Source organism: Bacteroides sp. M10 (genome assembly GCF_014334015.1).
Lineage (GTDB): Bacteria > Bacteroidota > Bacteroidia > Bacteroidales > Bacteroidaceae > Bacteroides > Bacteroides intestinigallinarum.
Genome location: NZ_CP060488.1, coordinates 507155 through 523231 on the forward strand (window position 1 = coordinate 507155; position 16077 = coordinate 523231).

7 protein-coding genes are annotated in these 16077 nt (G+C 36.2%); all 7 read right to left on the reverse strand.

All coding sequences use genetic code 11. The features are described from left to right. Positions 1-3 precede the first annotated feature (3 nt). Complete coding sequence (locus H8796_RS02080; protein WP_233530317.1) at positions 4-3435, reverse strand: glycoside hydrolase family 2 TIM barrel-domain containing protein; 3432 nt, start codon at positions 3433-3435, stop codon at positions 4-6. A 214-nt stretch (positions 3436-3649) separates the two neighbouring features. Next, positions 3650-5020 (reverse strand): glycosyl hydrolase, encoded by a 1371-nt coding sequence (locus tag H8796_RS02085; RefSeq protein WP_117936670.1) that lies wholly within the window; start codon positions 5018-5020, stop codon positions 3650-3652. A 29-nt stretch (positions 5021-5049) separates the two neighbouring features. Further along, positions 5050-6312 carry a discoidin domain-containing protein gene (locus H8796_RS25555; RefSeq protein ID WP_158570812.1) on the reverse strand — a complete coding sequence of 421 codons (1263 nt, stop codon included), beginning with the start codon at positions 6310-6312 and terminating at the stop codon, positions 5050-5052. Between the two features lie 38 nt (positions 6313-6350). After that, positions 6351-8066: a RagB/SusD family nutrient uptake outer membrane protein gene (locus tag H8796_RS02095; RefSeq protein WP_117936772.1), complete on the reverse strand. Its 1716-nt coding sequence runs from the start codon at positions 8064-8066 to the stop codon at positions 6351-6353. A gap of 28 nt (positions 8067-8094) precedes the next feature. Then, entirely contained in the window at positions 8095-10905 is a 2811-nt protein-coding gene (locus H8796_RS02100) for a TonB-dependent receptor (protein ID WP_117936674.1), read from the reverse strand. Between the two features lie 30 nt (positions 10906-10935). Next, a complete protein-coding gene (locus H8796_RS02105) occupies positions 10936-12690 on the reverse strand; it encodes a RagB/SusD family nutrient uptake outer membrane protein (RefSeq protein WP_117936676.1) in 1755 nt (584 codons plus the stop codon). A gap of 11 nt (positions 12691-12701) precedes the next feature. Then, the gene (locus H8796_RS02110; RefSeq protein ID WP_117936678.1) at positions 12702-15902 is read right to left on the reverse strand and encodes a TonB-dependent receptor; all 3201 of its coding nucleotides are present in this window, start codon (positions 15900-15902) and stop codon (positions 12702-12704) included. Between the last annotated feature and the right edge of the window lie 175 nt (positions 15903-16077).

A 16077-nucleotide genomic window follows, 5' to 3' on the forward strand; every position in this document is an offset into this window, starting at 1 on the left:
CATTCATTCCACCCGTTCTATTCTAAAAGAATAACTTATAGGCCTATTTTCCGGAATCATATATTTAGGGAGAGGTATGTCTCCACACGTTGCATTCCCCAATCCCTGTTGTATGCAATCCAAATTAAGATAAACTTCCGGCCTCTTTATTTCCTTTAGTTTGAAGTCATGGGTAGCCTCCCACAAATCCTGATCGGTATAATGCAAAGCACTAAAACTTAAGTTGTCTTTTGACGTTATCTTTAGTCCGTCTCCCTTTGCATCTGTAATTGTCACCCAACGGATTTTTTCACGATTTCCCATACTCTGAGACCGCACGTAATGTTCTGATGCCATATCATCAACAGTCATATTATAGCATCCTATCATAGCAGACTGAACCCTATCAATATAATTCTCATGAGGCCCACAACCATACCATTGAACATTTTCATAGCCGGAAGGCATTATCAATTGAAGTCCCAAGCGACGAATGATTGCCGCATCCGCATATTTCGTGAAACTTGCTTCCACATCTATAACACCATTCTCATAGATAATGTACTTTACTGAATATGGGATTTCAATTGGCTTGGGAGCATCTACGTTTACTGTAGCATTAATTATTAACGTTACAAATTTTCCAGTCTCATCCAATTTATAATTAAAAAGAATATTCTTAATATTTGATTTATAATAATGTTGGTCTGTATACTTATCATTCCCCACACTACGATACCAGTTTAACACCAGCCCACCGTTATTATATATCCTTTCTTTTCCACTATATTTCAACGAAAGAAGTTTTCCATTTAACTTATTGAATAGAATTTGAAACTTCGAGCCATATATACCTAAACTATCCTTCAAAACATCAATCTTCAATTCTCTTAAAGATGACAAATCAACCGTTGCAACAGAAGGGCGTTCATTTAAAGGGATTTGCTCTTCTGCTATACAATAACCGGCTTCTGCCCAAGGCATTTTATTCTTTGTCAAAAAATAAATATTCAGGAAAAATTCACTGTCACTATTAATTTTTGTTGTATAAGGTATTGTTAGAGTTGCCTTCTCATTTGGAGGCAAATTAAGCCCTTCGTTTATGGTCCCTTGTTCTATTTCTATTCCATTTTTCAAGATTTTCCAAACTACACGAAAATTATTCAAATTCAGGAAGTCATAGCCATTACTCACTTCAATCTTACCCGCAGACATTGCCAATGGCCGCAATTTTATATACTGATATACTTTTTTCACCTCCAGCAACTTGGCTGTCACCCGACGGTCAGGCGTCACCAGCCCATTGCAACAGAAGTCCGCATCATTCGGTTTATCTCCAAAATCTCCTCCATAATAATAATGACTCGATGGTGCTCCTACTTTATTAATACCTTGATCAACCCAATCCCATATACAAGCACCAATCATACGTTGAGACTTATTCTCAATATACTCCCAATATTCAGCTAAATTTCCCGGAGCATTTCCCATAGAATGAGCATACTCACATAAAAAGTAAGGCTTATCTGTATCCAACTGGTCAAAACGACTCATTCGTGCAATATCAGGATACATCTGCGAATCAATATCGGCAGCATCATTCTTTCCTTCATAGTGTACGGGACGCGAAGGATCTAATTCTTTCGCTCGTTTATACATTGCGTCAAAATTAACGCCCGCTCCTCCCTCGTTTCCAAGAGACCAGAAAATAATAGAAGGATGGTTCTTATCCCTTTGGATTACTCTAGTAATTCTATCCAGAAATGCAGGTTGCCAAGAAAGTTTATCACTTAATCCATGATTCCCATGATTCTCAAGATCCGCCTCATCCATCACATATAGACCGTAGTAATCATATAAAGCATACATTTTAGGACTATTGGGATAATGACTAGTACGTACTGTGTTAATATTATGTCGCTTCATCAGTTCAATGTCCTTTATCATTGTAGATACAGGTACAGCTTTACCAAATCTCGGGTCTATATCATGCCTATTGGTTCCTTTAAAGAAAACTTGCTCATTGTTTAAATAAACACGCTTATTCTTTATCTCTATTTTACGAAAACCAAACTTTGAAGACATTGCTTCTGTCTCTTTACCCTCATCATCTCTTAAAGCCAAGATTACAGTATAAAGTTGCGGGGATTCAGCCGACCACAATAAAGGTTTCTCAACCAATGTACAAATGCTTAATTTATTTTCTTTATTCTTGAATAAGTTTTCTATCGGCTGAACCTGATTAACAACCAGCTTTCCAAAAGGGTCCCAAAGTTGTATTTCAACACTATTCCCTTTTGCCACTTTCCCTCCATCATTTTTAATCCACAAATCAACATTTAGTTTTGATGAAAGAAGATCGTCAACCAGAAAATCCGATCTTAAAGAAAAATCACGTATATACATTTGAGGCGTGGCATAAATATATACATCACGATGTATACCACTCAAACGAAACATATCCTGATCTTCAATATAGCTCCCGTCAGTCCAACGATACACTTCTACCGCCAGAATGTTTTCACCTACGTTTACAAACGAAGTAATATCAAATTCCGCATCATTGTTAGCCCCCTGACTATAACCTACCTTACGTCCATTTACCCAAACATACATACCACTATATACTCCGTCAAAATGAAGAAAGATTTTCTTGCCATCCCAATCTTTTGGTATTTGAAAATTACGACGATATGAACCGACCGGATTCATCTCTGTCTCATTAGTAAACCCTTTTTGTGGTAGAATCTTTGAAGGTAAATTTTTAAACGGGTAATTTACATTTGTGTATATAGGAGTACCATATCCCAGCATTTCCCAATTAGAAGGTACCGTTATCTCATCCCAAGTCGAAGTATCATAAGTTGTTTTATAAAAGTCGACCGGACGCTCTGATGGTTGCTTCGTCCAATAGAATTTCCATAGCCCATTTAATGAACTATAAAATGAAGAAGAAGGCGTCTCCCATGGTTTCTCATAATACAATCTATCATTCCGTAAACTTTCTATTGAAGGATAGGGTATATAAGTACTATGCCCTGGTTCTTTATTCACAGCAAATATTTGTTCATTTTCCCATTCATGCTTTCCACGGATATTCTCCGGAGGTAGTTTTACAGAGGTTTTAACAAGCTTCCAAGTTGTTTCTGAAACATTTATAGCATATATTTCGGCACCTTCTTTCTCATTTCCTTTAAAAGTAATTCCCCAGTTTGAATCATTATGCAAAATAGCATAACGTCCATCCCTATCCGGTACTATACGCCAATGTTGATTCACATTCGCTCTACTGTAATCCCACAGATTCAATGGATGTTTACCATTATCTGTATCGACAATATCCAAACTTTTGGCCGTAAACGGACTATAAATTACATAACATTCCTTGTAAGGTACAATTCTCCATAATTGTCCTTTAGCTCCTTTCTTTTCTTTTTCCAGGAAAACGCCAGTCATATTGGTCGGACTTTCATGATTATCCAGAACCAATCCCTTTGGACTTACAATTTTATAAAGTATATCTTCTTGAATTTCTTGAGCAATCAAATTGCACTTGCAACAAAAAAGAAAAGAAAATAAACCTATGAAAAAAAGAATATTTTTCATACTTATTAATTATAGTAAAAAATTATCTGACCATACAATTCACAGGTTTATAGATAATAACCTATTATTTCTGCAACTCCAAAACATATGGATATGTAGACATTGTCAAACGTACAGAGTTGACATTGTCCAATGTTTCAATCTCGGAAGAGCTATATGTAGGATCGTAAATTTTCACTGATTTAAATGTATTATCAAAATTAATGGTCACTTTCTCATTCCCACCAGAATACTTCTCATCCCAAACAACTAGCATAAACCGTCCTGTACTCTTTTGTAACAAGAGATAATGAACAGTAGCCGGTTTCATCGGTATCGAGAAAGTCAAAGTTTCTAAAGTTGTCTCCGCCTGTGGATTATCAGCTAGAATAGACGTCAAATTATGCAAATAATGCGCAGCAACTTTTGGAGTGCCATCTTGATTAAAAAAAGCAAAGGCAGCGTGATTTGTTTCATCACTATGAGTTTTCAATAAATAGATGGCCGTATATGCCCATCCTCTTTTAAATTGAGCTAAATACAAATTCATATACATACATCCTTGCATTTCCTCGGTGAGTATATCTTCCCCTTGTTGGCCAATAGTGATACCCGTTTCTGTAGTAACTCTGGGCAAAGTTGCTAGTTCTTTCTCCGTATAACCAGAGAAACCATTAACCCATGTAATACCATAATTTCCATACAGACCGTCTGCGTGAGAATCCGCTGACGGATCTGAAGCTCTCCAAGTCATATTATCATGTATACCAGGCCATGACGGATGCGATATATAATTATGGCAATTAGCATAATCTGCAAATTTAGTCCCGACTGGATACAACGCTGAACTCCCTTCCGGTATTTCAAGATATTGAAGTCCTACATTATCTGTTTCAGCTCCATTCTCACTAATATGAAACACAGGATATTTTTTCAGCACTTCATCTCCTTTGACTATCGAATATAAATCCCGCATTAAATCAGCAATGGGTAACCAAGTTCCATTGCTACCACCGGTAACTCCATTGTAGACAACAGACCAATTATTAGGCTCATTAGGACCTTCAAAAGCTAGAAGAGCTCCGGCTTCTGCAAGCTTCCGTGTTTTCAATATTTTGTCAGTCAGACTTGCTGTTGTTAAATCTCCTCCGCTACTCGTGCCAATGCAAACTTTTGCTCCTGTCTCTTTATGCAAAGTTATAATATCATCCAACTCCTGATCTGCTCCATATCCTCCACGAATCCACCGGGCTCCCAAATAGTTTATAAAATCAATTGTCTGATATAAATACTCCCCTCTTGACACAATGGAAGAATTTACTCCAATGCTATTTAAGAAATCATTTGCACTTTTAGCACTAACCGTCTCTTTCACCAAAATATGATCATATTCCAACGGTTCTGTTTCACATGATAATAACAAAGGAAACATTAATATATAGAAGAAGTTTTTCATATAATATAAATTTAAAATTCAAAACCAAACTATTCTATCGGAGCCCCATATACCTCTATTTCAGATAAGAAAGCATACTGATTAGGTCCCTTTGTCGCCGTATATCTAAAATAACGAGCTTCCGGTAAAAGAACCATTGTATATGTTTGCCCTGCATCTTTTTGCGAATCAAAAGCAAATGTTCCCATGTCGGTCCAATCATTTCCATTTAAACTTACCTCAAATTTATGTTCGGTCTGTCCTCCATTATTACCTTGTCTTCTGTAGCACACAAAACTGCTAATAATATATTCTCGTCCCATGTCAACAATAAACCAGTGCGGATAGCCAGGTTGAGCTTTATCCCATTGAGTATGCCAAAAAGTAGTCAGGTCTCCGTCTATTGTAGCCTGCGCTAAACCTGCTATAGGAGAATCGCTCCATTCCGCTTCTTTAGGTTCTTCACTATCACATCCAACAATACTCCATCCTGAATTATCTAACTTTGCAGCCTGTATAAGCTTCAATCGTAATGTATAAGCTGCATCTCCTGAAATGCCTTTAGCATTCAAAGTTACATCATAAATGCCCAAATCATCATATACATGTTCCGGATTAAGTTCTGTAGAAGTTGTTCCGTCTCCAAAATCCCATAACACAGAAGTTACATATTTAGCAGTACTGTTGAATTTCACTTTAGTACCATCTAATGAATATGTGAAACTTGCTTCCGGAACCATAATCTTTGTATCAATAACTACAATTGTAGTTCCTAAAGAATTATTTATTTCTTGATCAGCTTTTACTATCTGTACAGCGAAAGCATACTTCTTTCCTCTATTGGTATTCAAAAAATCTAAATCTACCGTTACAAAAAATGGCTCATAATCCTTACCGGTAGCAATCTGAAGATTTGAGGGAATGGAATATTTATCAGAAGATAGAATCTCGACTCCATCCAGTAGAGTATTACCAGCAGCAATCAATGAAGCAATCGTATCTGGATATGCTTCCAAATTCACAGAAACATTATTATCACGATTTAATCCAGACCGATACACAGCTAGAGCTACATTAAAAGCATTATTTTCTGTATCAATCTTAAAAGAATAAGTATTACCCGGTGTTGGAACTGCAGTACTTGAAGATGGAATATCATTGATAACATAAATGCCATTAACTGCGGTTGGCAAATATATTTTTGAATCAGGATAATCCATCGATACAATTTCTTCATATCCACATGCTGTCATTATGACTCCACACAAGAATAGTAAGAAAGCTTTCTTGATATCTATATTAGCTCTTTTCATTTTTATTCTTTTTACTTTAATAAGTTCACTACATATTATTACCATAACGGATTTTGACTCCATCCTGCAATATCCAAATCTCCTTGTGGAATAGGATATAAATACATTTTAGGTTCAAAATTTCTTTTTTCTATTTCAATAGGACTATATGAAGGTACTCCACCCCGATTCAAAATTTCAAGTCCTCGAAGAGGTATATTAAGAACTCCCTTTCCCATTTCATTGTCAGCAGCAATCATCCAGCGACGAGCATCCCATAGACGATGATCTTCAAAAGCTAGTTCTATTCTTCTTTCATGGCGAATCTTCTGACGAACAGCATCCTGATCTAATCCATCTGGAAGTTCAGGCATCTTTATACCTTCGCGTCGACGTATCTTATCATAATATATTTTTATATCTGAATGTGTCGGCTGGTATTCGTTTAAAGCCTCAATATAATTCAAATAAACCTCTGCTAAACGGATAAGAATCCATGTATGTACACTAGTACGACCTTCCAGTAAATTTAACTCCGGATCAATATATTTCAGCAAATATTGTCCAGTTTTAGTAGCACGAGGGACTCCTTTACCATCTCGTCCGCCAGTCCAACATTCCACCGGACGTCCGTTGAACTTTGTCATATTGCTCAGTATAGTAAAAGCCAAACGAGGATCTCTACCTTTATAGGGATTTGCTGCATGATTTTTATTGTTCCAGTCAAAAGCTGTTCCATCCAACATCTCATAATCATCCAACAGATTTAATGAAGGAGTATTCCCACTATTACCTAAATCATATCCAACCGGATAATTAGTTTTCTCAAAATCATTACTGGCACCATCTCTACGCGCCAAAATTATTTCTGCATCTGTATATGAACGAAAAACCCCTTGATAATTATTTGATAAAGCATAACCGGCATCTGTCAAATCAATCACATCTTTTGCAGCATCAGCTGCTTTTTTCCACCTTTCTTTTCTATCTATTGGTTTTACTGATATCAAATCCTTATTTGCATAACCCGAAGCCCATTTTTCAGGAGAATTAAATAAATCACTTGCTGCATAAAGCAATACTCTACTTTTTAAAGCAAGAACAGCTCCCCTTGTAGCACGTCCTAAATTCTCTTGCTCTGTATACTTAATCGGTAATCCTAGAGCAATGTCATCACATTCTTTTACTATAAAATTAACACAAGAATCCAGCGTATTACGTGGAAAGGAATCTCCTATTTCTACAGGACGAGTTATCACTGGCACTCCTCCGTAGCGTTTTATCAATTCAAAATAAAAGTAAGCTCTAAGGAAACGAACTTCATACTTCCACCTCTTAATATTATCTAGTCTGTTTTGGTATTGTTCATGTCCAATATCATCAGGATTCAAACGATACATCTCAAGATCTAAATTATCCGAATTGGCTAAAAAATGATTTACTAAATAAATTCCACGAAAATTATTCCACCATGAGCCACCATCCGGATTATTTTTGGCATTCCATGATCCTACATTAAACATCTGTATACTAGATGTTTCAAGTGTATATTCTGCTTCATCTGAAGCTGAAGCCATCATTGCTCCATCAACACATCTAAATCCGGAAGGCAAATAATTATATATAGCAACAGCTCTGGATTGTGTATTATTATAGAGAGTTAAAACATCATCTTCTGTAAGAGAAAGCACTACTTCACGATCAAGAATGCTATCGCAGGCATTTACCAATAGAAGTAAAGCTGCGCCATACAATATAGTTTTCACTTTTTTCATTACTACCATTATTAAAAGTTACACTTTGCTATAATTGGATACTTAAACCAAAACTAATTGTTCTTAAAGCAGGATAACCACTCATTGTTTCCGGGTCTGTAAATCCATCCATATGATCAAGAGAAAATAAATTCGTTCCATTTGCAAATATTCTGACTTTCTCCAAATTAATTTTTCTGGAAAACTGGAATGGCAATGTATATCCTATTTCCAAACTTCTTAGCTTTAAAAAATTTCCATTTTTCTGCCAAAAAGAAGATGCCTGATAATTATTCAAATTATTCTCTGAAGACAATCGAGGATAAGTAGCTGTTTCTGCTGTTTCAGGTGTCCAACGCCCCATAGCTATACTAGAAACCTTACCATCATTTTGAAAAGCATGGTAATATTTCCCACCGCAATACACAGTACGATTAGCCGCTCCCTGAAAAAAGACATCCAGATCAAAGCCTTTAAATGTTATTCCACCATGAAGCCCTAGAGTTATTTGAGGCATTGAAGTATAGCCAATTGGATAATAGTCATTCGAATCAATCTTTCCATCTTTATTTTGATCTTTATATTTTATATCCCCCGGACGTACATCTGTAAATGTTTGAGTAGGCGATTTCAATATATCATCTTCATCTTTAAAAAATCCTATGGCTTCCAAAACGAAAGGCTGCCCTACCATACGTCCTGTTCCATACAAATATTCATTCTCTTGGATTGCTTCTGCATTATAAACAACTTTATTCTTTGCATACCAGAAACTGGTTTCTACAAAATAAGTCAGATCTTTCTTACCAATTCCATTATAACGAATAGAAGTCTCAAGTCCCTTATTGTCTACCTTACCAATGTTTATATCCGGGCGGGATATCCCTAAATAATCTGGAACTGTCCGATAAGGCTGTGAAAGAATATTTGAACGTTTTTGAATAAAATAGTCAAATGAAACATCAATCTTATTAATCAACGTAGCCTCAAAGCCGGCATTAAACTTCTTTTCTTTCTCCCATGTGACATCAGGGTTGGCTAGTTTCCCCTGAACTAAACCATCCTGTACATTATTAGAGTTACCAAGATGATAGCCATATCCATCATAATATTGGTCGAACATATAGCGTATACCTCCAATATTATCATTACCAACTATGCCATAGGAAGCTCTCAGCTTTAAATAATTCAAAATCGGATTTCCTTTTAGAAAAGCCTCATTAGATAATATCCATCCTAATGAACCTGCAGGGAAAAAACCAAAACGATGTCCTTTGGGAAAATTCTCCGTTCCATTGTAACCAAACGAAAATTCTCCAATATAGCGTTTATCATATGAATAAGTCACACGTCCTCCCATAGCAATATTCTTGTAGGAAAGATCAGTTCCTGTCACAACATAATCATTATATGATCCTAAATATATAGCATCAATATTATGTAGTTCGTTAAACGTACGATTATAATTTAATGAAGCCTGCAAAGAATAATCTCTCCATTGTGAAGAACTAGACTCATCTCCAGCTAAAGAAGTATTCTGACCATAGGTCGTATAAATAATCTCATCGGCATTATCACGATCAACAGAATAACGAGCATATTGACGTGATTTTTTTGAATATGACTTAAAATAAGTATTAAAGCCAACCGCACCACTAACACTCAATCCAGGAGTAATAAACCCCAAGTCACCTTTTAGTTGAAATATAGCCTGCAAAGATCTACCATTATAAGAAGTATAACCAGTCTGCATCAAATCACCCAAAGGATTTGAGTACATAGAATTACCACCATACATGCCCGTTGACACATAAACGGGGAAAGCATTTGGAGCAATAGAAGACATCAAATCAAACATCCCTGAAGTATTTTCACTAGTCCCAGGATTAGTTTTATCTTCAATTGTTCCACCAAGAGTTACAGCTCCCTGCAATCGCTTTGACAATTTCACATCAATATTCGTACGAAAATTGTAACGGGTATATGTTCCATTTTTTGAGAAGTCTGAAACATTTCCAGCTTTTCGATATAGACTCCTGTCGTCAAGAACATTGAGTAACACAAAATATCGGAAATATTCATTACTTCCACTCGCTGTAAAATTATAATTAGTTATAGGGGCAGCCTTTCTTAGAATAGTCTCGTACCAGTCCACATCCGGGTGAAAAATTGGGTCATTACCCGCTTTATAGGCTTCTAAGTCCATCGGTGTATAAAGTGGTGACTTTCCATCATTCACTAAGGCCTCATTATATAATGTTGCATAATCATACGCTCCTAAAAACTCAGGTAAACGAAGTGGCTGCTGAAAACCACTTTGAATGCTAAAATTAATCTTTATCTTATCACTAGTACCTCGTTTAGTAGTTATCAGTAAAACCCCATTTGCCCCTTTTGATCCATAAATTGCAGTGGCAGAAGCATCTTTCAATAAAGTAATTGATTCTATTTCTTGTGGAGTCAATTGCTGAAAATAAGCCTCTGTTGACTGAAAACCATCAATCACAATAAAAAGACCTGCTCCAGAACCATATGTATTTACTCCCCGAGCATTCATTGCCGGAGAATCCGCTCCCGGTTCACATCCCCATTGTTGAACAACCAACCCTGGAATCCGTCCGTTAAGCATATTGGCTATATTAGGGACAAATGATTTTAGCTCATCACCTTTAACAGAAGAAACAGCACTAGTTGTCATCCATTTCGGTTGTATGCCATATGCAACCCTATTTATATCATTTTGCAATAAAGTATCAACTCTAAAAGTGTGAGCCATAGCAAAGCTACAATTCATTCCGAATAGTAAGGATACGAATAATATTCTCCTTATATATATGATGTTTTTTATATCGTTTCTCATATCTTCATCTATTAAGCTACATTTAACTGTTTAGTAACCAGGATTTTGAATTAAATATCCTTTATTGATTTCACCTGTACCAAATGGGTGCAAGTACATTCTGCGGCTAAATGAGCGAGTTTCAAAAACATACGGCTCATAACGGTACTCTGTACTCTCTGGTATCTGATAAATTTTAATACCAAGCATACCTCCTTGCATAACCCCTTCCTCTTCTGCTATCATCCAACGGCGAATATCATAAAATCTATGTCCATCAAAAGCAAGTTCAATCGCTCTCTCATTCCTCACTTTGGTACGAAACTCCAAATGTCCCAACCCTGTTGGCAAATCAGGTTGACCTGAACGTTTACGAATCGTATTAATAGCATCATAGGCCTCTTGAGTAGGTCCTTCATTATATTCATTTAATGCCTCAGCATAATTCAAATAAGCTTCATTCAACTGGTATAATGTGGAATTCGGAACTTTTTTCCATACAGATTCACTGATTTCTTCAGGATAAAGTTTATGTAACCAAAAACCACCATAACAAGTATTAGCATCTGCCCCTGGTCCATTACCCGAATCTTGCCATAGTTGTAATTTAGGAAACTCTGAATTCCATCTCATTAAATTGCCAACTACTGTTTGAGAAAAACGATAATCCAAACTTGCCATTTTAGCTTGCAAATCATTACCGCCATTCCAATCGACCTTGTTTCCTAAACGATCTTCATATTTCGAAACTAAATTCAAGGTCACAGTCACTCCACTCTGCCCTGCATTACCTGGATAAACAGTAGGAGGAGATATAGCAGACCAAGGCCATGTATATTTTCCCATGGCATCACTTGATTTCTCTGCAAAAATAATTTCCGAATTATCATAGGTTTGCCATGAATATCTATAATTACCATCTATTCCCTGATCAGTAATCAAATAACAGTTAGCCTCTTTCGCCCAATCCAAGACCTTTTTTGCTGCATCTGCTGCTAGCTTCCATCGTTCTTTATCCTTATTGCCGTAACATATCAATTTATTATTTGTTCCAAAATCTAAATAAGGTCTATCTGTATTAAATAAATCACTCGCTGCATACAGTAAAGTTCTCGCTTTCAAGGCTAAGGCCGCCCCTCGTGTAGCTCTACCTCGTAAGGCACCCAATTGATTGATTGGCAAATCTGGAATTGCCTCATCACAATCTTTCACGATAAAATTAACTACATCTTCAACACTGCTACGAGGTATTTTCAAATTCTCATCCAACTGTAAACGATGATCAATAATTGGCACCCCTCCATAACGCTTGAACATCTCAAAATAATTCAATGCTCTGATAAACTTTGATTCTGCTTTTAGTTGATTAGCATACTCCTTGGTTATATCAGGTACTTCATCTACCCGATCTAACATTACTGTTACTTTTCGTATTGCAGTAAATCGATGTGAAAATCGAGGATCATCCGTATTATCAGGACTAACAGAAGCGTTATTCCACTTTTGAGGATCATACCAATTGGCACAAGCTTCAGCCTCATCTGTAGCCCCTGCATCTATCGTCCCTGCACTATTAGCAATGGCCGGAGCGCCATTATCTGGACTACCCAAACCTAAATTGGAATGGACACCATATTCATATATACTAGCCAGGAACATCTCAACCTGCGACCTGGATGAGAAAATTGTATCTTCTGTGACATCAACTCCTGGAGCTTTCTCTAAAAAATCTCCCATCATATCCTCACAAGACACTATAGTCAGTAACATTATAGAGGTCACTATTACAATAGCTGCATTTTTCATATATAAGCTTTTTAGAAGTTAACATTAAATCCCAAATTATAGACTCTTGTAACAGGGTAAGGTTCACTATTAGCTTCTCCATTAGGAAATTCCGGATCTTCCCCCTGATATAAATCAGACCATGTCAATAAGTTATTTCCATTCAAATATAATCGAACCGAACTAATGCCTATCCGTTGCAAACCTTTATTTCTAAATGTATATCCAATCTCCATATTTTTCAAGCGTAGGTAATTGGCATTTTCCAGCCAATATGTAGATTGTACATAATTATGAGCATTATTAGAGGCTGACATACGAGGATAAATAATTTCCTGTCCATTTTCCCATCGTTCTAAACTCCAACTTTTCAACAACGCTTTTCCTGCATTAGTATTAGTATAAAAGCCTTGTGTACTACGACGAGAAGGCCATGTGGAAACATTTGCCGCCCCCTGAAATAAAATTGAAAAATCAAAACCTTTATATTCGCCACCTAATACTAAACCAAATGTTTTTTCCGGAAAGTTAGAATATCCAATCGGTACCTGATCCTGGTCGTTTATCTTACCATCTCCATTTATGTCTACATAACGAATATCACCAGGCTGAATCTTATTATTATTCCACTGATAAACTGGACGATAAGGATTATTAACTTCTTCCCACGAATTGAATAACCCATCAGCAACATAGCCAAAATTCTGGCCAAAGCGATGCCCTGTTCGATACTGATAATCATACGGCCAAACGGCTTCATCCATATACTCTATCTCATTATGGGCATAAGTATAATTAACCTTAGCATAGTAATTGAAGTCCCCGATTTTGTCATTATAAGCTAGTTCAAATTCAAGACCACCATTTTTCATTTTCCCCAGATTATAGGCTGGAAAGTTGGCTCCAACTATTGTTGGAACTGTCCCTCGATTAGCTAAAATATTACTTCTTCTTTCCTGAAAATAATCAAAAGAAAAGGAAAGACGATCATTCAAAAACTTAATATCAGCTCCAATATTCATTTTATGAGCTTTTTCCCAAGTCAAATCAGGATTCCCTAATTTACCCTCATAAGCTCCTTTGTATGTCTGATAGGTGGAACCATCTTCTCCCCAATGATACTTTCCACCATATGAATAAGACGTTGGCCTATATAAAAATCGATCTCCTCCTATCTTATCATTACCAACCACTCCATACGAACCTCTAATTTTCATAAATGTCAAATACTGATTTCGTGGAAAGAAACTTTCTTCTGTTACAACCCATCCTAATGAGTAGGCTGGAAATACGCCAAATCGCTTTCCTGGTGCAAAATTCTCCGTTCCATTATACCCAATATTAAATTCTGCCAAATATCGACTTTTAAAATTATAAGTAATACGTCCTACAATGCCCTGATAACCATTAGGTATTAGGAACTCCAAATTTGGATCATAATATTTACTTTGGTTATAAAGTAAAAGGGCAGTGATATTGTGATTTTTAAACGTTCGTGCGTATTCTAAACCAAATTCAATATAAACCCTATGGTTCTTTGTAACTCCTTCCGAGAATTGCATTTGACTTGGTTCTCCCATTGGCATTAATACATAAGATTCTCCTGTTTCTTCATTTTTTATGTTCAAAGCTTCATAAGATACCCCTGTCTCATTATAACGTTGTGATTGAGTATTATAATTTTTATATGAAATTACTCCACGCGCATTAAGTCCCTTAGTTATAAAACCAAGATCATATGTCAAACGCAGCGAACCATTCAGATTATTCCCAAAATCTTTATGCCAACCACTATTAAAAGCTGCATATGGTGAAAAAGAAACATTTGTTTGACGAGGCATAACCACAATCTTATTATCAATTATACCAGGAGAAATATAAGGTAAAGTAGATGATAACATTTCCATGAACAGAGGGGTGTCCCAGTTAGGGTAACGTCTGTCATCTAGTTGGGCTGAAACATCAAAACTGGCTTTTAAACGTTTAGTAATATTTATATCAAAATTAGAACGCATATTATATCTACGATACTTAATCTGTGTATCGTACCCCGGGTCATAAATGTCTGTATTATACATTCCGTTTTGAGTCAGATAACCAAGTGAAAAGAAATATTTAATACGTTCACTACCACCACTTATATTTAAGTTAGTTCGTGTTTCCCATGAATATTTCTTCAACATCTCATCATACCAATCAATACTAGGATGGAAAATCGGATCTGCACCTGTACGATACAATTCTATGTCTTCATCACTAAACTTGGGATTATAACCACCTGTCACATAAGAATCATAAGCTAACGCCTTATTAAAAGAACTAGTATATTCATATGAATTCATATTTTCTCTAAGAAACGGAAAAGAAGTCATAGAAACACTGGAAGATAAACTGACTTTGAGTTTTCCTATATCTCCACGTTTGGTTGTTATAAGTAACACTCCATTGGCCCCCCGTACACCATATACAGCTGTAGCCGAAGCATCTTTCAATATAGAAATGGATTCTATTTCATTAGGATCTATATTATTATAACTAGGCGTCTCAATTCCATCAACCATAACCAAAGGAGCCTGTAAATCTTCAGAATTGCTAGTAGCAAAAGAGCCGATACCGCGAATACGTAAAGTAGACGCATCTTTTCCAGGTTCGCCACTACGCTGAACTGATAAAAGTCCAGGCATACGTCCTGTTAATGAGTTACTGATATTAGCTTGTGGAGATTGAAGCAGGTCTTTTGTTTTAACTGCAGATATAGCACCTGTTATTGTTTCTTTTTTCTGAGAAGAATAGCCCACTATAACCACATCTTGCAAAGATGTCACATCTTCTTTTAAAGTTACATTAATTACATTTTTATGACTGATTTTCACTGTATAAGATTGATATCCTACATAAGAAAATTTCAGTTCAGCCTCCCCTCCCGTAATTAAAATAGAATAGTTTCCATTTGCATCCGTAATAGTACCAGTCATAGCATTCGATACCGTTATAGATACTCCTATTAGAGGTTCTCCCGCCTCATCACGAACAGTTCCTTTAATGTTTCTCTTTTCTTGTTGCAATACATCCAAAGAAACCTCACCCGTTCTCACTCCCGAGTTCCCAATCCACGTTGTTCCCATGCTGTCTTCCGAAAAGGCATTTGGAAACCAAAGGTTAACAAACAGATAGCAAATAACATAATAAATACTTCTGCGATTAAACTTTAACATTAAACATTTTTTTTTCATACTGTCTACTTTTTATTCATAAGACGACAAATTAGATTTTTAAAGTTTACTGTTCACATTAATATTAGTATTCTTCATAGTAATAGATAAATATATAATGTGCCTATTTAAACTACACACAAATGTATAGTCCAAACCTTAACCCGGACATTAATTAAACCTTAATCAGTCCTTA